This window comes from Kitasatospora sp. NPDC057738 (genome assembly GCF_042798815.1).
In the GTDB taxonomy this organism is placed as follows: domain Bacteria; phylum Actinomycetota; class Actinomycetes; order Streptomycetales; family Streptomycetaceae; genus Kitasatospora; species Kitasatospora lactacystinica.
This window is the reverse complement of record NZ_JBHVJT010000033.1, coordinates 70933-92067: the sequence shown is the minus strand read 5'-3', so window position 1 is coordinate 92067 and position 21135 is coordinate 70933. Positions and strand designations below refer to the sequence as shown.

21 protein-coding genes and 5 tRNA genes are annotated in these 21135 nt (G+C 73.0%); 21 read left to right on the top strand and 5 right to left on the bottom strand.

The window, feature by feature from the left end; translation table 11 throughout:
- Positions 1-318: 318 nt before the first annotated feature.
- The 9 genes from ACFVGO_RS19705 to ACFVGO_RS19665 all read left to right on the top strand — a co-directional run bounded on the left by ACFVGO_RS19705 (position 319) and on the right by ACFVGO_RS19665 (position 4615).
- Positions 319-390: transfer RNA gene (locus ACFVGO_RS19705), tRNA-Gln, on the top strand.
- A gap of 37 nt (positions 391-427) precedes the next feature.
- Positions 428-500: transfer RNA gene (locus tag ACFVGO_RS19700), tRNA-Glu, on the top strand.
- A 27-nt stretch (positions 501-527) separates the two neighbouring features.
- Positions 528-600 (top strand) — tRNA-Glu (locus ACFVGO_RS19695).
- A gap of 26 nt (positions 601-626) precedes the next feature.
- Positions 627-699: transfer RNA gene (locus ACFVGO_RS19690), tRNA-Glu, on the top strand.
- A 49-nt stretch (positions 700-748) separates the two neighbouring features.
- Positions 749-823: transfer RNA gene (locus tag ACFVGO_RS19685), tRNA-Gln, on the top strand.
- Between the two features lie 324 nt (positions 824-1147).
- On the top strand, positions 1148-2572 hold the full coding sequence (leuC, locus tag ACFVGO_RS19680) for a 3-isopropylmalate dehydratase large subunit (RefSeq protein ID WP_359900530.1): 1425 nt from the start codon (positions 1148-1150) through the stop codon (positions 2570-2572).
- A 3-nt stretch (positions 2573-2575) separates the two neighbouring features.
- Positions 2576-3172 carry a 3-isopropylmalate dehydratase small subunit gene (gene leuD / locus ACFVGO_RS19675; protein WP_359900532.1) on the top strand — a complete coding sequence of 199 codons (597 nt, stop codon included), beginning with the start codon at positions 2576-2578 and terminating at the stop codon, positions 3170-3172.
- 182 nt (positions 3173-3354) lie between these two features.
- Positions 3355-3702, top strand: coding sequence for a hypothetical protein (locus ACFVGO_RS19670; protein ID WP_380354200.1), 348 nt, complete (start codon positions 3355-3357; stop codon positions 3700-3702).
- A gap of 133 nt (positions 3703-3835) precedes the next feature.
- Positions 3836-4615, top strand: coding sequence for an HU family DNA-binding protein (locus tag ACFVGO_RS19665; RefSeq protein WP_359900534.1), 780 nt, complete (start codon positions 3836-3838; stop codon positions 4613-4615).
- A 210-nt stretch (positions 4616-4825) separates the two neighbouring features.
- On the opposite strand, the gene ACFVGO_RS19660 is transcribed toward ACFVGO_RS19665, so the two are convergent.
- Together ACFVGO_RS19660 and cofC are read right to left on the bottom strand one after the other, a co-directional pair.
- Positions 4826-5047, bottom strand: a complete 222-nt coding sequence (locus tag ACFVGO_RS19660; RefSeq protein ID WP_359900536.1) for a hypothetical protein — start codon at positions 5045-5047, stop codon at positions 4826-4828.
- Positions 5048-5155: 108 nt separating this feature from the next.
- Positions 5156-5839 (bottom strand): 2-phospho-L-lactate guanylyltransferase, encoded by a 684-nt coding sequence (cofC, locus tag ACFVGO_RS19655; protein WP_359900538.1) that lies wholly within the window; start codon positions 5837-5839, stop codon positions 5156-5158.
- A gap of 228 nt (positions 5840-6067) precedes the next feature.
- Between cofC and ACFVGO_RS19650 the strand changes: the two genes are divergently transcribed.
- From ACFVGO_RS19650 to ACFVGO_RS19640, 3 genes are all read left to right on the top strand, one after another.
- Entirely contained in the window at positions 6068-6898 is an 831-nt protein-coding gene (locus tag ACFVGO_RS19650; protein ID WP_359900540.1) for a lysophospholipid acyltransferase family protein, read from the top strand.
- 14 nt (positions 6899-6912) lie between these two features.
- Positions 6913-7896, top strand: coding sequence for an NAD(P)H-dependent glycerol-3-phosphate dehydrogenase (locus ACFVGO_RS19645; protein ID WP_359900678.1), 984 nt, complete (start codon positions 6913-6915; stop codon positions 7894-7896).
- A 114-nt stretch (positions 7897-8010) separates the two neighbouring features.
- Entirely contained in the window at positions 8011-9156 is a 1146-nt protein-coding gene (locus ACFVGO_RS19640; RefSeq protein ID WP_359900542.1) for a D-alanine--D-alanine ligase family protein, read from the top strand.
- A gap of 83 nt (positions 9157-9239) precedes the next feature.
- Here ACFVGO_RS19640 and ACFVGO_RS19635 read toward each other — a convergent pair whose 3' ends face one another.
- Both ACFVGO_RS19635 and ACFVGO_RS19630 read right to left on the bottom strand, forming a co-directional pair.
- Complete coding sequence (locus ACFVGO_RS19635; protein WP_359900543.1) at positions 9240-9758, bottom strand: DUF3515 family protein; 519 nt, start codon at positions 9756-9758, stop codon at positions 9240-9242.
- An 82-nt stretch (positions 9759-9840) separates the two neighbouring features.
- Positions 9841-10074: an Lrp/AsnC ligand binding domain-containing protein gene (locus ACFVGO_RS19630; RefSeq protein ID WP_359900545.1), complete on the bottom strand. Its 234-nt coding sequence runs from the start codon at positions 10072-10074 to the stop codon at positions 9841-9843.
- A 209-nt stretch (positions 10075-10283) separates the two neighbouring features.
- Here ACFVGO_RS19630 and ACFVGO_RS19625 point away from each other — a divergent pair, with 209 nt between their 5' ends.
- The 3 genes from ACFVGO_RS19625 (at position 10284) to thiD (ending at position 13372) form a co-directional block, all read left to right on the top strand.
- Positions 10284-11249, top strand: a complete 966-nt coding sequence (locus tag ACFVGO_RS19625; protein ID WP_359900547.1) for a thiamine-phosphate kinase — start codon at positions 10284-10286, stop codon at positions 11247-11249.
- Between the two features lie 212 nt (positions 11250-11461).
- A complete protein-coding gene (locus ACFVGO_RS19620) occupies positions 11462-12487 on the top strand; it encodes an ATP-dependent 6-phosphofructokinase (protein WP_359900549.1) in 1026 nt (341 codons plus the stop codon).
- A 24-nt stretch (positions 12488-12511) separates the two neighbouring features.
- The gene (gene thiD, locus ACFVGO_RS19615; protein WP_380354206.1) at positions 12512-13372 is read left to right on the top strand and encodes a bifunctional hydroxymethylpyrimidine kinase/phosphomethylpyrimidine kinase; all 861 of its coding nucleotides are present in this window, start codon (positions 12512-12514) and stop codon (positions 13370-13372) included.
- Between the two features lie 153 nt (positions 13373-13525).
- On the opposite strand, the gene rpmB is transcribed toward thiD, so the two are convergent.
- Positions 13526-13711 carry a 50S ribosomal protein L28 gene (gene rpmB, locus ACFVGO_RS19610; protein WP_014138233.1) on the bottom strand — a complete coding sequence of 62 codons (186 nt, stop codon included), beginning with the start codon at positions 13709-13711 and terminating at the stop codon, positions 13526-13528.
- Positions 13712-13993: 282 nt separating this feature from the next.
- Between rpmB and ACFVGO_RS19605 the strand changes: the two genes are divergently transcribed.
- From ACFVGO_RS19605 to ACFVGO_RS19580, 6 genes are all read left to right on the top strand, one after another.
- Positions 13994-15625: a DAK2 domain-containing protein gene (locus tag ACFVGO_RS19605; protein WP_359900553.1), complete on the top strand. Its 1632-nt coding sequence runs from the start codon at positions 13994-13996 to the stop codon at positions 15623-15625.
- Between the two features lie 39 nt (positions 15626-15664).
- A complete protein-coding gene (gene recG, locus ACFVGO_RS19600) occupies positions 15665-17896 on the top strand; it encodes an ATP-dependent DNA helicase RecG (RefSeq protein ID WP_380633093.1) in 2232 nt (743 codons plus the stop codon).
- 103 nt (positions 17897-17999) lie between these two features.
- A complete protein-coding gene (locus ACFVGO_RS19595; protein ID WP_359900557.1) occupies positions 18000-18533 on the top strand; it encodes a hypothetical protein in 534 nt (177 codons plus the stop codon).
- A gap of 90 nt (positions 18534-18623) precedes the next feature.
- Entirely contained in the window at positions 18624-19208 is a 585-nt protein-coding gene (rsmD, locus tag ACFVGO_RS19590) for a 16S rRNA (guanine(966)-N(2))-methyltransferase RsmD (protein WP_359900559.1), read from the top strand.
- Between the two features lie 49 nt (positions 19209-19257).
- Entirely contained in the window at positions 19258-19749 is a 492-nt protein-coding gene (coaD, locus tag ACFVGO_RS19585) for a pantetheine-phosphate adenylyltransferase (RefSeq protein WP_359900561.1), read from the top strand.
- A gap of 186 nt (positions 19750-19935) precedes the next feature.
- Positions 19936-21132 (top strand): ATP synthase F0 subunit B, encoded by a 1197-nt coding sequence (locus ACFVGO_RS19580; protein ID WP_380633091.1) that lies wholly within the window; start codon positions 19936-19938, stop codon positions 21130-21132.
- Positions 21133-21135: the final 3 nt, after the last annotated feature.

The following is a 21135-nucleotide window of genomic DNA, read 5'->3' as shown; positions in this document are numbered from 1 at the left end:
TAGGGTCGAGGGAGTTGTGGGGAAACCGGGAGACGTGGTGGGGGCGGGGGGCCACCCGGGACGCCCGGCGGTCCGCTGGGGGGGGGCGCGGAGAGGGCGGGGGGCCCGTTTTCGTGCCGGCCCCGCGGCGTACCCGGAGGCCGTCCGCAGGCCTCCCGGCCGCTGCCTGGGGTTATCGATTTTGGACCCGGGGCCGACGTCGGGTAATGTTCTTTCTGCGCCGCCCGGGAGGGAACGGACGAGGGAACGAAAGCCCCTCGGAAGGGACCGACCGAGAGGCGCAACGCCTGAGAAGGGCCCGCGAGGGTTCAACTCTGGTGGGGTATGGTGTAATTGGCAGCACGAGTGATTCTGGTTCATTTAGTCTAGGTTCGAGTCCTGGTACCCCAGCGCAGTACGTGAGTACAGCACCACAAAAGAAGATCAAGCCCCCGTTGTGTAGCGGCCTAGCACGCTGCCCTCTCACGGCAGTAGCGCCGGTTCGAATCCGGTCGGGGGTACTGATCCCGCAAGGGATCACCTGGAAAGCCCCCGTTGTGTAGCGGCCTAGCACGCTGCCCTCTCACGGCAGTAGCGCCGGTTCGAATCCGGTCGGGGGTACTGATCCCGCAAGGGATCGCCAGGAAGCCCCCGTTGTGTAGCGGCCTAGCACGCTGCCCTCTCACGGCAGTAGCGCCGGTTCGAATCCGGTCGGGGGTACTTCAGAGCAGGAAGCCGGTGGGCTCGCCCATCGGCCCTTGCTTTGTGTTGGGGTATGGTGTAATTGGCAGCACGAGTGATTCTGGTTCATTTAGTCTAGGTTCGAGTCCTGGTACCCCAGCCAGAAATTGGAAAGACCCCGGTCCCCGGGGTCTTTTTGCTTTCCCCGGAAATGCCCCGAAGGGCCCCGCTCCGTTCCGAGCGGGGCCCTTCCGGCTTTCCACGGGGCCCTTCGGGCTTTCCGCGGGGTCCTGCCGCCCGGCGGCGGACGGGGGCGGAGCGCTGTCCATGCGCTAAGACTGCGGTCTCACTCCGCGAGACACAAGTTCAATCTCCGGCGAAAAGCGCCACTCTGGACGGGAGCGGCCCGGGAGTCTCAGGGCGGCGCACACGCTTTGACCTCGACGACACGAGAAGGCCGGCAACGCGGCCGGCTGGAGGGAATCCGATGGGACGGACACTCGCAGAGAAGGTCTGGGACGACCACGTCGTGCGGCGCGCGGAGGGCGAACCCGACCTCCTCTTCATCGACCTGCACCTGCTCCACGAGGTCACCAGCCCGCAGGCCTTCGACGGGCTGCGGCTGGCCGGCCGCACGGTCCGCCGCACCGATCTGACGATCGCCACCGAGGACCACAACACCCCCACCCTGGACATCGACAAGCCGATCGCCGACCCGGTCTCCAGGGTGCAGTTGGAGACCCTGCGCAGGAACGCCGCCGAGTTCGGCGTCCGGATCCACTCGCTCGGCGACGTCGAGCAGGGCGTCGTGCACGTCGTCGGCCCGCAGCTCGGCCTGACCCAGCCCGGCATGACCGTGGTCTGCGGTGACTCCCACACCTCGACCCACGGCGCTTTCGGCGCACTGGCGTTCGGCATCGGCACCAGCCAGGTCGAGCACGTGCTGGCCACCCAGACCCTGCCGCTGGCGCCGTTCCGGACGATGGCGATCACCGTCGAGGGCGAGCTGCCCGAGGGCGTCACCGCCAAGGACCTGATCCTGGCCGTCATCACGAAGATCGGCACCGGCGGCGGCCAGGGCTACGTCCTGGAGTACCGCGGTTCGGCGATCCGGAGCCTGTCCATGGAGGCCCGGATGACCGTCTGCAACATGTCGATCGAGGCCGGCGCCCGGGCGGGCATGATCGCCCCGGACGAGACCACCTTCGCGTACCTCCAGGGCCGCCCGCACGCCCCGCAGGGCGAGGACTGGGACGCCGCCGTCGCGTACTGGAGGACCCTGGGCACCGACGAGGACGCGGTCTTCGACCACGAGATCTTCATCGACGCGAGCGAGCTGACCCCGTTCGTCACCTGGGGCACCAACCCGGGCCAGGGCGCCCCGCTGGGCGCCGAGGTGCCGGACCCGGCGTCCTTCGCCGACCCGCAGGAGCGCCTGGCCGCCGAGAACGCCCTGGCGTACATGGGCCTGGAGGCCGGCACCCCGCTGCGCGAGGTGAAGGTCGACGCCGTCTTCGTCGGCTCCTGCACCAACGGCCGGATCGAGGACCTGCGGGCCGCCGCGGCCGTCGTGGAGGGCCGCCGGGTCGCCGACGGCGTCCGGATGCTGGTGGTCCCCGGCTCCGTCCGGGTCGCCCTCCAGGCCGTCGAGGAGGGCCTGGACAAGGTGTTCACCGCGGCCGGTGCCGAGTGGCGCCACGCGGGCTGCTCGATGTGCCTGGGCATGAACCCCGACCAGCTCGCCCCGGGGGAGCGCTGCGCCTCCACCTCGAACCGCAACTTCGAGGGCCGGCAGGGCAAGGGCGGCCGTACCCACCTGGTCTCCCCGCAGGTCGCCGCCGCGACCGCCGTCCTGGGCCGTCTCGCCGCCCCCTCCGACCTGTCCGCCGACGTCGCTGCCGTGGAGGCCTGAGCCATGGAGAAGTTCACCACCCACACCGGCCGGGCCGTGCCGCTGCGCCGCAGCAACGTGGACACCGACCAGATCATCCCGGCCCACTGGCTCAAGAAGGTCACCCGATCCGGTTTCGAGGGCGGCCTGTTCGAGGCCTGGCGCAAGGACGAGTCGTTCATCCTCAACCGGCCCGAGCGGCAGGGCGCCACGGTCCTGGTGGCCGGCCCCGAGTTCGGCACCGGCTCCTCCCGGGAGCACGCCGTCTGGGCGCTCCAGAACTACGGCTTCCACGCGGTCGTCTCGTCGCGCTTCGCCGACATCTTCCGGGGCAACTCCCTGAAGAACGGCCTGCTGACGGTCGTCCTGCCGCAGGAGACCGTGGAACGGCTCTGGGCGCTCACGGAGAGTGACCCTTCGGCCGAGATCACCGTTGACCTGGAGGCGCGCGAAGTGCGTGCCGAGGGCGTCGTCGCGGCCTTCGAACTGGACGACAACGTCCGGTGGCGGCTGCTCAACGGCCTGGACGACATCAGCATCACCCTGCGGAACGAGGCCGACATCGCGGCCTTCGAGGAGACCCGTCCGGCCTTCAAGCCCCGTACTCTGCCGGTCGCCTGAGTTCCCCTCAGAACAAGCATTCTGACGATCCACCGGATGGCCCGTGCCCCCCTCGGGGGGGCCGGGCCATCCGTCGTTCCGGAGCACGAGTTAGCGCCGCGGCCCGCCCCGGATTGCCCATTTGGCTTTGCGGAAGAGGGGCCCGCGCAAGTACAACTGCGGGTAGATGGCACAATCAGTACATGCACCGGCACCATGAACCTCCGTACGCGGGCGGCGAACCCGCGGCTGAGGACTCCATGGGCCGGCCATCCGAACGCCGAATTGACGATCGGCCGGACGTCACCTCCGCACCAGCTGAGGGGCCGGACGACCAGGAAGTCGCAGCGCTCTACGCGCTTGTGGCCGAGCGGTTGAAGCAAGCTCACGCCCGCGTGCATGCGCTGAACGTGTCTGCCGATGCAAAGACCGCTCTCACCCGTCAACTCCTCATCGTCACCGAGGCCGCCAAGCGCGATCTTCCGGAGGCGGCAAGGCGGTTGAGTCGCTTTGTACATGACCTCGACGAGCGGCCCCCGCCGCTCGACTGAGGTCGCCGACGCGCAAATCCATTGCGACACTAGGGTGATTCGCGCGTTTGGTAATTGAAAGTCCGCAGATACATACCTAACGTGCGAAAAGAACGGATGGAATCATCCGGCGCCCGTTTCCGAAGGGGAAGACGTGAACAAGGCTCAGCTTGTCGAAGCGGTGGCCGAGCAGCTGGGCGGTCGCAAGGCTGCCGCAGAGGCCGTCGACGCAGTGCTCGACACCATGGTCCGTGCCGTTGTGGCCGGTGACCGGGTCTCGGTCACCGGGTTCGGCACCTTCGAGAAGGTGGAGCGCTCCGCGCGCTTCGCCCGCAACCCGCAGACCGGCGAGCGGGTCAAGGTCAAGAAGACCTCGGTCCCGCGCTTCCGTCCGGGTCAGGGCTTCAAGGACCTGGTCAGCGGCAGCAAGAAGCTGCCGAAGGAAGGCCCCTCGGTGAAGAAGGCCCCCAAGGGCTCCCTCACCCCGGGCAAGAGCGGCGTGGCCGCCACCCCGGCCGCCAAGCGTGCCGCCACCAAGCGCGCCGCCGCTGCTGCCGCCGCCGCCCCGGCCGCCAAGAAGGCCGCCGCCAAGAAGACGGCCACCACGGCCGCCGTCAAGAAGGCGACCACCACGGCCGCCGCCAAGAAGACCACGGCGACCGCCAAGAAGACCGCCGCGAAGACCACGGCCGTCAAGGCCACCGCCGCCAAGACCACGGCCGCGAAGACCACCGCCGCGAAGAAGACCACGGCGACCGCGACCAAGGCCGCCGCGACCAAGAAGACGGCCGCGGCGAAGAAGGCGACCACCACGGCCGCCGCCAAGAAGACCACGGCCACCGCCAAGAAGGCGACCGCCACGGCCAAGAAGACGGCGCCGGCGAAGAAGACCGCCACCCGCAAGACCACCGCGCGCAAGACCTCTGCCAAGTAAGTCCCGCGCGACCGTCCCAGGACGGCCTTCGGCTCAGAGCCGCGGCACCCCCTTCCGTGAATTCGCGGAGACGGGTCGCCGCGGCTCTTTCGATTTCCGGGCGCTTAGTCAGGAATCGACGGCGTGCGGCGGCGCGGGGGAGTTCCGGGCGGTGCGGCGGGATGGCCCGCGGGCCGGTCCGGCCGGGCCCGACGGCGCCGGACGGGGCCGTCAGCCCTCGGCGGGGTCCGGGAAGGTCTGGAGCGTCACGAAGACCACCCGGCGGGCCTCGCCGGTGCCCTCGGTGCGGATCCGCACCCGCTGGCCGGGGCGCAGCAGCCGCAGGCCGCCGGCGTCGAAGGCGGCCGCGTCGAACGGCACCGGGGTCCCGTCGTCGAGCAGCACGGAGCCGGCCCGGGTGGCGGGGTCGAAGGTGAACGAGGTGGCCTGCATGCGAGCAGCATAGCGAGCGGGCCGGCCCCGGCCCGGGAGCAGGTCGACGCCCGGGCCGGGACGCGCCGGGGCGGCTCCGGGCGGTGCCCGGGCGGCGGCCGGGAGGGCTCAGGAAAGGCTCAGCCGGGCGAACAGCGCGCTGGTGTGCGGTCCGAGGCCGAGCGCCGCGGCCTCGCCGAGGTCCGTCCCGGTGTCCACGTCCCGGCGCACCGACTCCACGTCCGCGAGGCGCAGTTCGAGCGCCCCGCCGGCCGCGTGCCGGGCCCGTGAGCCGTCCCCGAAGGCGGGGGAGAGCGGACGGCCGGGGGCGCAGGCGAGCAGCGTGGTGCCGAGGCCGGGGGTGTCAGGCAGGAAGGCCCGGCCGTCCGCCGGCACCGCGCCCAGCACCCGGGCCAGTTCGGCCGGACGCAGCGCCGGGAGGTCCGCCGAGAGCACCGCCAGCGGGGCCCGCGGGGCCAGGGCCAGGGCGCGCTCGGCGCCGTGCGCCAGCGCCCGGTTGAGGCCTCCGTCGGGCTCGTCGGCGACCACCAGGGCGCCGAGCGCGGTCAGCCGGGCGCCGGCCGCGGCGTCGCGGGTGACCACCAGGACCCGGCCGACCCCGGGGGTGGCCAGGGCGGCGGTGACGGTGTCCAGGGCGAAGGACAGGGCCAGGTCGGCCCGGTGCGGTCCGGCGTACGGCGCCAGTCTGCTCTTCGCCATGGTGAGCGGCTTGAGCGGAAGCACCAGCGACCAGCCGGCGGTGGGTGCGGGGGGCGCGACGGCCCCGCTGGGGCGTACGGTGTCCTGGGTCATCGGCGTCATTCTGGCGCCGGTCCCGGAGCCCTCGCCAGGCCGTCCGAGCTGTGCGGACGTGCGTTTGATCACGCCCGCCGGGCGGGTTGGCGCGGTTGCTCGACAGCCGGTGATCGGGCGGGCGACACTGTTCCGCGCCCGTGGCCCGGGCACCGGTGGAATCGGTGCGCGGCACCGGGACGCCATGACCGCGGTAATCCGTGCCGCATCGGATGAGAAGGAGCTGGGGTGGCCCGCCGCTCGTACGCCAAGTTCGGCAACGCCGACTACGGCATCTGGTACCGCTTCGCGGCCGTGCTGGTGAAGCCGGTGACGACCGCCCTGGTGAAGCCCGACTGGCGGGGCTGGGAGCACATTCCGAAGAACGGCGGCTTCATCGCCGCGGTGAACCACAATTCGATCATCGATCCGGTGATCTACGCGCACTGGCAGTACAACAGCGGACGTCCGCCGCGCATTCTCGGCAAGTCCTCGCTGTTCTCGGTCCCCTTCATCGGATTCATGCTGCGCAAAACCGGTCAGATTCCCGTGTTCCGCGAGTCCACCGACGCCGCGCAGGCGTTCCGGGCCGCGATCGACGCGGTCAACAGCGGCCAGTGCGTGCAGTTCTACCCGGAGGGCACGCTCACCCGGGACCCGGACCTGTGGCCGATGACCGGCAAGAGCGGTGTCGCCCGGGTCGCGCTGATGACCGGTGCGCCGGTCATCCCGGTCGCGCACTGGGGCGCCCACGAGATCATCCCGCCGTACGGCCGGCCCGGTCTCGGGAAGGGCAGGTTCAACCTGTTCCCGCGGCACCGGGTCACCGTCGCGGCCGGGCCCGCGGTGGACCTGAGCAAGTACCGGGGGCAGGAACTCACCGCCCAGGTGCTCGCCGACGCCACCGAGGACATCATGACGGCGATCACCGCCGTGCTGGCGGAGGTCCGCGGCGAGGAACCGCCCGCCGAGCGCTACGACATGCGCAGGGCCGCCCGGGAGCGTGCCGCGGCGGCGCTGGCCGAGCGCCGGCGCGCCAAGGGCGAGCGGGGCAAGGGCACCGAGGAGGCCGGCAAGTGATCCGTTGCGCCGTGATGGGGACCGGCTCCTGGGGCACCGCGTTCGCGCTGGTGCTCGCCGACGCGGGCTGCGAGGTCGTGCTGTGGGCCCGCCGCCAGGAGCTGGTGGACGCCGTCAACTCCACCCACGAGAACCCGGACTACCTCCCGGGCGTCCGGCTGCCCGACACCGTGCGGGCGACCACCGACGCCGCCGAGGCGCTGGCCGGCGCCGACTTCGCGGTGCTCGTGGTGCCCTCGCAGACGCTGCGCGACAACCTGGCCGCCTGGACGCCGCTGATCGAGCCGCAGACCGTGCTGGTGAGCCTGATGAAGGGCATCGAACTCGGCACCGCCAAGCGGATGAGCGAGGTGATCGACGAGGTCACCGGGGTCGGCCCGGAGCGCGTCGCGGTGGTCAGCGGGCCCAACCTGGCCAAGGAGATCGCCAACCGGCAGCCCGCGGCCAGCGTGGTCGCCTGCTCCGACGAGGCGGTCGCCAAGCGGCTCCAGGCGGCCTGCCACACGCCGTACTTCCGGCCGTACACCAACACCGACGTGGTGGGCTGCGAACTCGGCGGCGCGGTCAAGAACGTGATCGGCCTGGCGGTCGGCATGGCGGCCGGCATGGGACTCGGGGACAACACCAAGGCGACCCTGATCACCCGAGGGCTGGCCGAGACCACCCGGCTCGGCGAGGTGCTGGGCGCGGACCCGCACACCTTCGCCGGACTCGCCGGGATGGGCGACCTGGTGGCCACCTGCTCCTCGCCGCTGTCGCGCAACAACACCTTCGGGATGAACCTGGGCCGGGGCATGTCGCTCGCGGAGACCATCGCGGCCACCCGGCAGACCGCCGAGGGCGTCAAGTCCTGCGAGTCGGTCCTGGACCTGGCCCGGCGCAACGGGGTCGACATGCCGATCGTCGAGGCCGTGGTGGACGTGGTGCACAACGGGCGGCCGACCCAGGAGGCGCTGCAGACGCTGATGTCGCGTTCGGCGAAGGCCGAGCGGCGCTGAGTCCGGCGGGCCGCGGCCCGGGGCCGCGGCGCCCGCCCGGCCCCCGCGGGACCGCCGACTCCCCGGTGGTGCCTGCCTTCCGGCAGGGCCTCGCACGGTAGTCTCAAACCCGATATGAGCATCGAACAGTCCTCCCCGAACCGGCCCGACCGGAAGCCGCGCGTCGCGCTGGTCTTCGGCGGGCGCAGCTCCGAGCACGCGATCTCGGTCTCCACCGCGGGCAGTGTGCTCAGGGCGATCGACCGCGACAAGTACGACGTGCTGCCGATCGGCATCACGCACGAGGGCCGCTGGGCGCTGACCAGCGACGAGCCGGCCCGGATGGCCATCACCGACGGGCGGCTGCCGGACGTGGCGCACGTCGCCGAGGGCGTCGACGGCCAGGTCGCGCTGCCGGTCTCCCCGGGCAGCCGCGAGGTGGTCCTGACCGAGCCGGGCAGCGCCCCCAAGGCCCTCGGCGAGGTCGACGTGGTGTTCCCGCTGCTGCACGGCCCGTGGGGCGAGGACGGCACGCTCCAGGGCCTGCTGGAGCTCTCCGGCGTCCCGTACGTCGGCAACGGCGTGCTGGCGAGCGCGGCCGGCATGGACAAGGAGTTCGCCAAGCGGATCCTGGCCTCGCACGGCCTGAACGTCGGCCGCTACACCATCGTGCGGCCGCGCGACTGGGAGTCCGAGGCGGGCCGCGCGGCGGTGCGCGAGCGGGCCGCCGAGCTGGGTCTGCCGCTGTTCGTGAAGCCCTGCCGGGCCGGCTCCAGCATCGGCATCACCAAGGTGAAGGACCTGGCCGACCTCGACGCCGCGATCGAGGAGGCCCGCCGGCACGACCCCAAGCTCATCATCGAGGCCGGCGTGACCGGCCGCGAGATCGAGTGCGGCGTGCTGGAGTTCGAGGACGGCCCGCGGGCCAGCGTGGCCGGCGAGATCCTGGTCGGCGAGGGCTTCGACTTCTACGACTTCGAGGCCAAGTACATCGACTCCTCGGACGTGAAGATCCCGGCGGACCTGACCGCCGAGGAGCTCGCCGAGATCCGGCGCCAGGCGGTCGAGGCCTTCGAGGCGCTCGGCTGCGAGGGCCTGGCCCGGGTGGACTTCTTCCTGCTGGAGGACGGCACCTGGATGATCAACGAGATCAACACCATGCCCGGCTTCACCCCGATCTCGGCCTACCCGAAGATGTGGGAGGCCAGCGGGGTCGCGTACCCGGAGCTGATCGACCGGCTGCTCGGGACGGCGCTGCGCCGCTCGACCGGGCTGCGCTAGCGGGTCCTGCCGCGGAGGGCGGGCCGGGGAGCTCCCGGCCCGCCCTCGGTGCGTCCCCCGGGGCGCGGCTCCCGCCGCCGGGCTCAGCCCGGGACGTTGGCCTTGACCGCGCCGGTCAGGGCGGCCGCCGGGTCGAAGGGGTTCTGCGCGGCCCCGGCCGGGACGGTCACCTCGACGTAGGCGGCGCGCATGGTCGTCACGAAGCGGTAGCCGCCGTCGGCGAGCTTCTGCGACCACCAGGTGACGCCGTCGACGCTCGGGGACCAGTCCGCGGCGTGGTCGCCGTCCAGCTCCTCCGGCCGGTCGATGCCGCAGCGCAGCACCGTCCGGGGGGAATCGCCCCAGGCGGCCACGTACGGGGAGGCGGGCGACGGGTCGTTGCGGGCGTGCCCGAGCAGGTCGGCCGGCAGCGCGGCGGCCAGCGACCGGCAGTACCCGGCCGCCCGGCCGCCCGGCTGCGGGACCTCGACCTTCGGGTCGGCCGGCCCCCAGCTGCCGACCAGCGCCACGACGGTGCAGGTCAGGGCGACGGGCAGGGCCAGCCAGCGGACCGGGGCCGGCAGGGCGGTCAGCGCCTCGGGGACGCGGAGTTCTCTGGCCACCCGCCGATGGTAACCGGGGCCCGGGTGGCCGGACGTGCCGGTGCGCCGGGCCACCGGGGCCCGGGCGCACCGGTGCACCGGCCTACAGGTGCACCACCGGGCAGGTGAGGGTGCGGGTGATGCCCTCGACCTTCTGGACCCGGGCCACCACCAGTCGGCCCAGTTCGTCCACCGTCTCGGCCTCGGCCTTGACGATCACGTCGTAGGGGCCGGTGACGTCCTCGGCGGTGAGTACGCCGGGGACCTCGGCGATGGTCCGGGCCACGGCGGTGGCCTTGCCAACCTCGGTCTGGATCAGGATGTATGCCTGTACCACGGGGACCTCCCGGCGGCCGGTTGAGGGGGGATCGCCGCCGTGATCGCCCGGTCAGGCGCATGGGTGGGTGGGCTCACCGGCAGTCTGATCACCACGCTACCTCGCAGCGGGCCGGGGAGGGGAGACCCCGAGGCCCCGGAAGGGCGTACGCTGCGCGCGGGGGAGCGCGACGGGGGCCGAAGACGGATGGAAACGCGAGAGGACGGCAGATGCAGGGGACCGTGGGCGAGCTCGGCGAGTTCGGCCTCATCAGGGAGCTGACCGCCCGGGTACCGCTCACCGACGCGGTCGACCTCGGCCCGGGTGACGACGCCGCGGTGGTACGGGCTCCGGACGGCCGGGTGGTGGCGACCACGGACGTCCTGATCGAGAACCGGCACTTCCGCCGGGACTGGTCCACCGCCTACGACGTGGGCCGCAAGGCCGCCGCCCAGAACCTCGCCGACGTGGCCGCGATGGGGGCGGTGCCGACCGCGATACTGCTCGGTCTGGTCACTCCCGCGGACCTGCCGACCACCTGGGCCACCGAGTTGATGGACGGGCTGCGCGACGAGTGCCAGGTGGCCGGGGCGACGGTGGTCGGCGGCGACGTGGTGCGCGGCGACACCGTCATGCTGGCCATCACGGCGCTCGGGGACCTCCAGGGGCGTGCGGCGGTGACCCGCTCCGGTGCGCAGGTCGGCGACGTGGTCGCGGTGACCGGCTGGCTCGGCTGGTCGGCCGCCGGCCTGACCGTGCTCCAGCGCGGCTTCCGCTCCCCGCGCGCCTTCGTCGAGGCGCACCGCCGGCCCGAACCGCCGTACCACGCGGGCCCGGCGGCGGCCGAGCTGGGCGCGACCTCGATGATCGACGTGAGCGACGGGCTGGTCGCCGACCTCGGCCACGTGGCCCGGGCCAGCGAGGTGGACATCGACCTGAAGGCCGCCGACTTCGACGTCCCGGCGCAGATGGCCGACATCGGCCAGGCGGTCGGCGTGGACCCGTTGGTCTGGGTGCTCTCCGGCGGCGAGGACCACGCGATCGTGGCCACCTTCCCGCGCGGGGTCCAACTCCCGGCCCGCTGGCGGGTGGTGGGCGAGGTGACCGGCCGCCCGACGGGCAGCCGCAGCGGCCGGGTCACGGTGGACGGCGCCCCCTGGGACCGGGTGGGCGGCTGGGACCACTTCGCCGAGTAGGGCCCGCCCCCGGATCGCGCCGGCCCCGGCGGGGGCCCGGGAGGCGGGCCCCGGCGGGCGGTCCGCGCCGATCCCCGTACGGCGGGCGGCGCGTGACGCTCCGGTGCGCTGGGAACGGGTGTCGAGGGTGCGTTGTGCGTAGGCTTGCGACACCCCAGCCCACCCGCACGGCGCGGGTGGCCCGACCCACTGCGAGCGGGAGCACACCAGACATGCGCATCGGTGTACTGACCAGCGGCGGCGACTGCCCCGGCCTCAACGCGGTGATCCGCTCCGTGGTGCACCGGGGCACCGACGTCCACGGACACGAGATCGTCGGCATCCTGGACGGCTTCCTCGGACTGATCGAGGGCCGCACCAGGACGGTCTCGCACGACGACGTCACCGGCCTGCTCACCCTCGGCGGCACCATCCTGGGCTCGGCCCGGGTGCGGCGGGACCGGATCGCCTGGGCGGTCGAGAACGCCAAGACGCTGGCCCGGGAGATCGGCATCGACGCGCTGATCGCGATCGGCGGGGAGGGCACGCTGACCGCCGCCAAGCTGTTCAGCGACGCCGGACTGCCCGTGGTCGGGGTGCCGAAGACCATCGACAACGACATCGACGCCACCGACGTGACCTTCGGCTTCGACACAGCCGTGCACGTCGCGACCGAGGCGATCGACCGGCTGAAGACCACCGCCGAGTCCCACCAGCGCGTCATGGTGGTCGAGTTGATGGGCCGGCACACCGGCTGGATCACCCTCACCGCGGGCATGGCGGGCGGTGCGCACGGCATCCTGATCCCGGAGAAGCCCTTCGACATCGAGGCGGTGGCCCGGATAATCGAGGACCGCTTCGCGCGCGGCAAGAAGTTCGCCATCATCGCCGTCGCCGAGGGCGCCTCCCCGCTGCCCGGCACCATGCGCTTCGACCACGGCGAGGTCGACCAGTACGGCCACCGGACCTTCGGCGGGATCGGCAACCGGCTCGCCCACGAGCTGGAGAACCTGCTCGGCAAGGAGGCCCGCCCGGTCATCCTCGGCCACGTCCAGCGCGGCGGCACCCCGACCGCCCGGGACCGGGTGCTCGCCACCCGGTTCGGCTGGCACGCGGTGGAGGCCGTCCAGCAGGGGGCGTTCGGACACTTCACCGCGCTGCGCCGGACCGGCATCGAACTGCTGCCGATCGGCGACGCGGTGACCAGGCTGAAGACGGTGCCGAAGGACCGCTGGGCGGAGTCCGAGGCGGTGCTCTGAGAGCGCGCCGGTAGGTTGGGGCCCATGGCCCTCCCGTCTCCCACCCCCGCCCCCGGCCGAAGCGCTTCGCACGGCCCCTCCGACGCCACCGCCCGCCTCGCGCCTCCCCGGGTGCTCACCGTCGCCGGCTCCGACTCCGGCGGCGGCGCCGGAATCCAGGCCGACCTCAAGGCGATGCTCGCCCTCGGCGTCCACGGCATGAGCGTGATCACCGCCGTCACCGCGCAGAACTCGCTCGGCGTCCAGGGCTACTGGGAGCTGCCCGCGGAAGCGGTCCGGGCGCAGTTCCGCAGCGTGGTGGACGACATCGGGGTGCAGGCCGTGAAGACCGGCATGCTCGCCTCGGTCGAACTCGTCGAGACCGTCGCCGAGCTGCTGGCCGGGGTGGACGCCCCGGTGGTGGTCGACCCGGTCGGGGTCTCCAAGCACGGGGACGCGCTGCTGGTCGCCGAGGCCGTCGCCACCGTCCGCGAGAAGCTGCTGCCGGTCGCCACCCTGGCCACCCCCAACCTGCACGAGGTGACCCAGCTCACCGGGCTGACCGTCGAGGACGAGTCGCAGATGCTGGACGCCGCCAGGGCGCTGGTCGACCTCGGGCCGCGCTGGGCGCTGGTCAAGGGCGGCCACCTGCCGGGCGAGGCCGCCGACCTGCTGTACGGCGGACCCGGCGAGGTGCACTGGTTCCGGGCGCCCCGCTACGACAACCGGCACACCCACGGCACCGGCTGCACCCTGGCCAGCGCGATCGCGGCCGGACTGGCCAAGGGCGAGCCGCTGCCGCGGGCGGTGGCCTCGGCCAAGGAGTACATCACCGGCGCGATCGCCGGGGGCTTCGCCCTGGGCGCCGGCATCGGCCCGGTCGACCACGCCTGGCGCTGGCGCTGAGGACCCCGGAAGACGACAGTGGGCGGGCTCCTGGGAGGAGTCCGCCCACTGTCGGTGGGTCCGGAAAACGGCAGAGCCGGCCACGGAAACAGTGAAGCCGGCTCATCCGAGGATGAACCGGCTCACTGGAGGACCGGCTTGCCGGTCTGCGCGTCAGCGCGAGACCTTACCGGCCTTGATGCACGAGGTGCAGACGTTGAGCCGCTTCGGCGTCCGCCCAATCACAGCGCGCACCGTCTGGATGTTGGGGTTCCAACGACGGGGGGTACGGCGGTGAGAGTGGGAGATGCTGTTGCCGAAGCCCGGCCCCTTGCCGCAGACGTCGCAGTTGGCAGCCACAGGAGTCACTCCAAGACTTCAGATCAGATACTTTCGAAAACCCCGCTCGACCACCAGAACACTCGCGTGGACCAGACCGGACGAGGGGGTGAGCCTGGACGGTTCCAGGCAACCGGAAGAGCATACAACGCTTGCTTCCGTCCCACGAAACTACCATGACCGGCCGAGTGATCGCTCCGGTCGTCGGCCCGGACGGCCCCGCCCGCCCCCCGATAACCTGCCGGTATCACCCCTCGCCGCCGCCCCTCGGGCCACCGCGGCGTCCCATCCGGAGGAGACCTGGTGCTGCACACGCTCGACGCCCCGGCCGTGCGCACCTGGTGCCAGCTCGCCCTGCGGGCGCTCGGCCAGGCCCGCGAGGAGATCGACGCGCTCAACGTCTACCCCGTCCCGGACGGCGACACCGGCACCAACCTCTATCTGACCGTCGAGTCCGCCGCCGCCGAGGTGGAGAGCCGCTTCGCCGACCCCGCCGTCGGGACGGCCCCCGGGCTGGCGGACACGGTCCGGGCGATGGCCCGCGGCGCGCTGGTCGGCGCCCGCGGGAACTCCGGGGTGATCCTCGCCCAGTGGCTGCGCGGGACCGCCGAGACGCTCGCCGAGGGCGGCGGCGCCGACCAGCTGCGGGCCGCCCTGCAACGGGCCGCCGACTCCGCGTACCAGGCCGTCGCGGAGCCCGTCGAGGGGACCCTGCTGACCGTCGCCCGGGTCGCCGCCCGGGAGGCCGTCCGGGCCGGGGACGGGCTCGCGCAGGTCGCCGACACCGCCCACCGGGCCGCCCGGGACGCACTGCGGCACACCCCCGAGCAGCTCGCCGTGCTGGCCGAGAACGGGGTCGTGGACGCCGGCGGGCGCGGCCTGGTGGCCGTCCTCGGCGCGCTCGCCGACGCCGTCGCCGGGCAGCAGCCGATGGGGCCGGTCGCGCTGCGCGGGGACGTCCGGGCCGTCGAGAGCTGCGAGACGCACCTGCGGCCGCCCGGCCCCGGCCACCCCGCCTTCGAGGTCATCTACCTGCTGGACGCCCCCGACGAGGCGCTGCCCGCGCTGCGCGAGCGGCTCGGCGAGCTCGGCGACTCCCTGGTGGTCGGCGGCGGCGACGGCCTGTGGAACGTGCACGTCCACGTGGACGACGCGGGCGCCGCCGTGGAGGCCGGCGTCGGGGCCGGGCGCCCGCACCAGATCCGGATCACCCACTTCGCCGAGGCCGCCGCCCGCTCCGGCACCGTCGCCGAGCCCGGCGAGCGCGAGGAGCGGGCCCGGGCGGTGCTCTCGGTGGTCTCCGGCGAGGGCCTGGCCGAGCTCTGCGAACAGGCCGGCGCCGTCGTCCTGCACGCCGACCCGGACCGCCCGCCGGCCAGCGCCGAACTCGCCGCCGCGGTGCGCCGCTCGGCCGCCCGCGAGGTCGTCCTGCTGCTGAACGACCCGGAGCTGCGGGCCGCCGCCGGCGCCGCCGCCGACCAGCTGCGCGAGGAGGGGGTGCGGATCGCCGTCCTGCCCACCCGCTCGCCGGTGCAGGGACTGGCGGCGCTCGCGGTGCACGAGGGCGGCCGCCGCTTCGACGAGGACGTGGTCGCCATGACCTCCGCCGCCGGGGCCACCCGGTACGCGGAACTGGCCGTCGCCGAGGGGGAGTCCTGGACGATGGCCGGGGTCTGCCAGGCCGGGGACGTGCTCGGGCTGATCGACGGCGACGTCGCGGTGATCGGCGCCGGGCTGGCCGAGGTCGGCGAGAGCGTGCTGGACCGGATGCTCGGGGCGGGCGGCGAACTCGTCACCCTGATCCTCGGCGAGGGCACCGAGGAGGCGCTGGCCGAGCGGCTGGTCGCCCACGTGCGGCACCGCCGGCCCGAGGTGGACGCGGTGGTCTTCCACGGCGGGCAGGAACCGGCGCCGCTGCTCATCGGGGTGGAGTAGCCGCCGTTCTGTCCGCCCCTTGGTGTAAACAGGGGCCTGATGGGCGCTCTCGATGAACCACTGACCAAGCTCGTCGGCGACCGCACCGCGAAGGTGCTCGCCGACAGTCTCAAGCTGCGCACGGTCGGGGACTTGCTGCACCACTATCCGCGCCGCTACGTCGAACGCGGCCAGCTCACCAGCCTGGACGAGCTGGAGGTCGACGAGCACGTCACCGTGCTGGCCCGGATCGAGAAGGTCACCCTGATCCCGTTCCGCGGCCGCAAGGGCGACCGGCTGGAGGTCGTGGTCACCGACGGCCGCAGCCGGCTCTCGCTGGTCTTCTTCAACCAGGGCTGGCGGCAGAAGGAGCTCAAGGCCGGCGCCCAGGGCCTGTTCGCCGGAAAGGTCGGGGTCTTCAACCGGACCCGCCAGCTGGTCTCGCCGGACTACCAGCTGCTCGACGAGGACACGGGATCGGACGCCGCGCGGCAGTTCGCCGGCCGGCTCATCCCGGTGTACGGCGCCAGCGCGCAGATGCCCAGCTGGAAGCTGTCGATCTGCATCGAGACCGCGCTCACCAAGCACCTCGGCGACGTCGGCGAGCCGCTGCCCGCCGAACTGCGCGAGCGGCACGACCTGATCCCGCTGCCCGAGGCGCTGGAACTGATCCACCGCCCGCGCGGCCACGCCGACCGCGAGCGCGCCCAGAGCCGGCTGCGCTGGGACGAGGCCTTCGTGCTCCAGGTCGCCCTCGCGCAGCGCCGGGCCGCCGACTCCGCCCTGCCCGCCAAGCCGCGCCGGGCCCGCGAGGGCGGCCTGCTGGACGCCTTCGACGCCCGGCTGCCGTTCACCCTCACCGAGGGCCAGCGGTCCGTCTGCGCCGAGATCGCCGCCGACCTCGCCACCGACCACCCGATGCACCGGCTGCTCCAGGGCGAGGTCGGCTCCGGGAAGACCCTGGTCGCGCTGCGCGCCATGCTCGCCGTGGTGGACGCGGGCGGCCAGGCGGTGCTGCTGGCGCCCACCGAGGTGCTCGCCCAGCAGCACCACCGCTCGATCGTCGAGATGATGGGGGACCTCGCCGAGGGCGGTATGCTCGGCGGCTCCGACCTCGGCACCCGGGTGGTGCTGCTGACCGGCTCGATGGGTGTCCCCGCCCGCCGGCAGGCGCTGCTCGACATGGCCTGCGGGGACGCCGGGATCGCCATCGGCACCCACGCGCTGATCGAGGACAAGGTGCAGTTCCAGGACCTCGGCCTGGTCGTGGTGGACGAGCAGCACCGCTTCGGCGTCGAGCAGCGGGACGCGCTGCGCGCCAAGGGCGAGCAGCCGCCGCACCTGCTGGTGATGACGGCCACCCCGATCCCGCGCACCGTCGCGATGACGGTCTTCGGGGACCTGGAGACCTCCGTCCTGGACCAGCTGCCGGCCGGCCGCTCGCCGATCTCCACCCATGTCGTCCCGGCGCTGGAGAAGCCCAACTTCCTCACCCGGGCCTGGGAGCGGGTCCGCGAGGAGGTCGCCAAGGGCCACCAGGCGTACGTGGTCTGCCCCCGGATCGGGGACGAGGAGCCGGCGGCGGGCCCGGGGAAGAAGCGCCGCAAGGCCGCGGAAGAGGACTTCGAGGAGGTCGGCGACGAGGGCGGCGACGGAGGCGCGGCGAGCGACGAACGGCGGCCCCCGCTCTCGGTGGTGGAGACGGCCGAGAAGCTGGCGAAGGGCCCGCTGAGCGGCCTGCGGGTGGAGATCCTGCACGGCCGGCTCGCGCCCGAGGCCAAGGACGAGGTGATGCGCCGGTTCACGGCCGGCGAGGTGGACGTGCTGGTCGCCACCACGGTGATCGAGGTCGGCGTCAACGTCCCCAACTCCACCGCGATGGTCATCATGGACGCCGACCGCTTCGGCGTCTCCCAGCTCCACCAGCTGCGCGGCCGGGTCGGCCGCGGCAGCGCGCCGGGCCTGTGCCTGCTGGTCAGCGACATGCCCGGGGGCAGCGCCGCGCGGGCCCGGCTGGACGCGGTGGCGGGCACCCTGGACGGCTTCGAGCTGTCCCGGATCGACCTCGAACAGCGCCGCGAGGGCGACGTGCTGGGCCAGGCCCAGTCCGGGGTGAAGTCCTCGCTCAAGGTGCTCTCGGTGCTGGAGGACGAGGAGGTCATCCTCACCGCCCGCACCGAGGCCACCCGGCTGGTCGCCGAGGACCCGGACCTGGCCGCCCACCCGGAGCTGCGCACCGCGCTGGAGAGCCTGCTCGACGAGGACCGCGCGGCCTACATGGAGAAGGGCTGAGCGGTCCTTCGAGGGTCGGATTGTCAGACCCCCGGGAGAGAATGGAGTTGTTCAGGACGCACCTCCAAGGTGCGTACCTGGCACGACACTTGGGGGTCATGCCATGGCATTCCGTCATCTCAACGAGCTCCCGCTGGGCGACAAGGTCTTCCGGATCGAACTCGCCAGCGACGACGACCGCGAGGTCACCCTCACCCTGACCGGCTGGCGCGAGGGGGCGGCCGCCGCACCGCTCGCCTCGGGCAAGCTCCGCCTGCCGGTCGAGGACGTCGCCTCGCTGCGGATCGCGCTCAACCGCGCGCTGCGGGCGCTGGCGATCGTCGCCGACGTCTCCGAGCCCATCCCCGACCGCGACGTGCTGCGCGAGCTGTACCCCGGCCACGGCGCCCCCTGGGTGCCGCAGCACGAGGAGGAACTGGTCCGGCGCTTCCACGACGGCGAGACGATCGCCCGGATCGCCGCCCGGTTCGGCCGCACGCCCGACTCCGTCCGGACCAAGCTGCGCGAGCTCGGGCACGACCCGCGCCGCCCCGAGTTCTGCCCGCCCGACGGCTGCCTGTCCTGGTCCCGCTACGCCTCGCCGGCCCTGCTCGGCGCGGCCCTGCCGCCCCAGGCGGCGGGCTCCGAGGCGAGCTGACCCGTGCTCCCCGCAGGCCCCGCCGGTAAGCCCGGCGGGGCCTGCGCCGTATAGCGTGGTCGGGCAGCGACGAAAGGACCTCCCACCACCATGACCCGCGTGATCGCCGGGGCGGCCGGCGGCCGCCGACTGGCCGTACCGCCCGGCCGGGGCACCCGCCCGACCTCCGACAAGGCCCGCGAGGCGATGTTCTCCACCCTGGAGGCGCTGCGCGGCACCCTGCACGGGATCCGGATGCTGGACCTGTTCGGCGGATCGGGCGCGGTCGGACTGGAGGCGCTGTCGCGCGGCGCCGAGCACGTCCTGCTGGTCGAGGCGGACGGCCAGGCGGCCCGGGTGATCCGGGAGAACGTCCGGACGATCGGCCTGCCCGGGGCCGAGGTGCGGGCCGCCAGGGCGGAGAAGGTGATCGCCGGCCCGCCCCCCCAGAGCCCGTACGACCTGGTCTTCCTCGACCCGCCGTACGTGGTGACGGACGAGGAGGTCCGCGAGATGCTGATCACACTCCTGGCCGGGGGCTGGCTCGCGGACGACGCACTCGTCACCGTGGAGCGCAGCACCCGCGGCGGTGGGTTCGACTGGCCCGGGGGTTTCGAGGAACTGCGCTCCCGCCGCTACGGCGAGGGCACGCTCTGGTACGGTCGCGCCGCCGCCGCGGCCGGTGAGCAGAAGTAGCGGGCCGCGGCCCGCAGCAGCCGTCACCCCACGAGGGAGCACACACGCCATGCGCCGAGCCGTCTGTCCTGGTTCGTTCGACCCGATCACCAACGGTCACCTCGACATCATCGGGCGGGCCTCGAAGCTGTACGACGTGGTGCATGTCGCGGTCCTGATCAACCGGAACAAGCAGGGCATGTTCACCGTCGAGGAGCGGATCGGCCTGATCGAGGAGGTCACCGCGGGCTTCGGGAACCTGGTGGTCGAGTCGCACCACGGCCTGCTGGTGGACTTCTGCCGGGAGCGCAACATCCCCGCGATCATCAAGGGCCTGCGCGCGGTCAGCGACTTCGACTACGAGCTCCAGATGGCGCAGATGAACCACGGCCTGACCGGGGTGGAGACGCTGTTCGTGCCGACCTCGCCGACCTACAGCTTCCTCTCCTCGACGCTGGTCAAGGAGGTCGCCTCGTACGGCGGCGACGTCTCGCACCTGCTGCCGGAGACGGTGCACCGCCAACTGGTGGAGCGGATCGCGGAGCGCAAGGCCGAGCAGTAGGCGCCGTCTGTCCGCTTCTGCCGGTTCGTCATGGATTGTCCCGCGGGCGGCAGACCGGTTCGGCGCAGGCGTTGTGACCCCGCCCGGCAGGGGCCGTACAGTCTGTACTCCTGCCCCGCGGTGAGGTTCACCGCGTCGGGCCTGCCTCCGCCGGACCGTCGGCGGCACACGGAAAGACGAAGCCCCGTGGACGTGCAGAACAAGGTCGACGAGATCGTGGCGGCGGTCGAGAACGCCCGCTCGATGCCGATGTCGGCCTCCTGCGTGGTGAACCGGGCCGAGCTGATCGGCCTGCTCAACAACCTCAGGTCGGCCCTGCCCGCCGAACTCGCCCAGGCCCAGTCGGTGATGGCCGACCACGAGCAGGTGGTGGCGGGTGCCCAGGCCGAGGCCGAGCGGATCATCCAGGGCGCGCACGCCGAGCGCGGCTCGCTGATCTCGGACACCGAGGTGGTCCGCCAGGCCCAGGCCCAGGCCGACCGGATCCTCGCCGAGGCGCGCGCCGAGGTCGACGCCAAGCGGGCCGAGGCCGACGACTACGTGGACAGCAAGCTCGCCAACTTCGAGGTCGTGCTGACCAAGACGCTCGGCGCGGTCGGCCGCGGCCGCACCAAGCTGCGCGGCGACTCCAGCGTCTTCGAGACCGAGTCCGAGGGCGAGGGCGACGGCGAGGAGTTCCGCCCGCAGCGGATCAGCCCGAGCCCCGAGGTGGACGAGTACGTCGACGTGAAGCTCGCCACCCTGGAGAACGTGCTCGGCGCCACCCTGGAGGCGGTCGGCAAGGGCCGGGACAAGCTGCTCGGCAAGCGGCCCATCGACGAGCTGGGCGCCTACCTGGCCGCCGCCGACCAGGCCCAGGAGGCCAAGGAGCGGGCCGAGGCGGTGGCGGCGGGCTTCGCCCACGACCCCGACGGCGGGGACATCGCCTGGTACCGCGAGGACGTCCCGCAGCAGCAGGCCTGGCCGGAGCAGACCCCGGCCGCGGCCGGCTGGCAGGCCCCCGGCACCGACCAGTACGCGGCCTCCCAGCAGCCCGGCGGGCAGTACGCCGAGGTGTACGGCGGCGGCTACGACCCGGCCGGCCAGGGCGACCCGTACAACGCCCAGTGGGGCGGACAGCAGGACGGCTACCAGCAGCAGGGCTACCCGGACCAGCAGCAGGGCGGCTACGGATATCCCCAGCAGCAGCAGGGCTACGCCGCGCAGCCGTACGAGGGCTACGCCTACCCCCAGCCTCCGGCCACCCCGCCGGCCGTGCCGCACCAGCAGCAGGGCCAGCAGCAGGGCCAGGGCCAGGCGCAGGGGCAGGGTCTGGACGAGACCAGCTTCTTCGACACCAGCATGATCGACATGACCAGGCTGCGGGAGCTCGGAGGCCGCTGAACC

Bases quoted from the DNA above. Each gene is read 5' to 3' on its own strand.
- coaD (WP_359900561.1), top strand. From the start codon at position 19,258: ATGCGCCGAGCCGTCTGTCCTGGTTCGTTCGACCCGATCACCAACGGT.
- leuC (WP_359900530.1), top strand. From the start codon at position 1,148: ATGGGACGGACACTCGCAGAGAAGGTCTGGGACGACCACGTCGTGCGG.
- thiD (WP_380354206.1), top strand. From the start codon at position 12,512: ATGGCCCTCCCGTCTCCCACCCCCGCCCCCGGCCGAAGCGCTTCGCAC.
- ACFVGO_RS19620 (WP_359900549.1), top strand. From the start codon at position 11,462: ATGCGCATCGGTGTACTGACCAGCGGCGGCGACTGCCCCGGCCTCAAC.
- ACFVGO_RS19640 (WP_359900542.1), top strand. From the start codon at position 8,011: ATGAGCATCGAACAGTCCTCCCCGAACCGGCCCGACCGGAAGCCGCGC.
- cofC (WP_359900538.1), bottom strand. From the start codon at position 5,839: ATGACCCAGGACACCGTACGCCCCAGCGGGGCCGTCGCGCCCCCCGCA.
- recG (WP_380633093.1), top strand. From the start codon at position 15,665: ATGGGCGCTCTCGATGAACCACTGACCAAGCTCGTCGGCGACCGCACC.
- ACFVGO_RS19645 (WP_359900678.1), top strand. From the start codon at position 6,913: ATGGGGACCGGCTCCTGGGGCACCGCGTTCGCGCTGGTGCTCGCCGAC.
- ACFVGO_RS19595 (WP_359900557.1), top strand. From the start codon at position 18,000: ATGGCATTCCGTCATCTCAACGAGCTCCCGCTGGGCGACAAGGTCTTC.
- ACFVGO_RS19660 (WP_359900536.1), bottom strand. From the start codon at position 5,047: ATGCAGGCCACCTCGTTCACCTTCGACCCCGCCACCCGGGCCGGCTCC.
- leuD (WP_359900532.1), top strand. From the start codon at position 2,576: ATGGAGAAGTTCACCACCCACACCGGCCGGGCCGTGCCGCTGCGCCGC.
- ACFVGO_RS19625 (WP_359900547.1), top strand. From the start codon at position 10,284: ATGCAGGGGACCGTGGGCGAGCTCGGCGAGTTCGGCCTCATCAGGGAG.
- rsmD (WP_359900559.1), top strand. From the start codon at position 18,624: ATGACCCGCGTGATCGCCGGGGCGGCCGGCGGCCGCCGACTGGCCGTA.
- ACFVGO_RS19670 (WP_380354200.1), top strand. From the start codon at position 3,355: ATGCACCGGCACCATGAACCTCCGTACGCGGGCGGCGAACCCGCGGCT.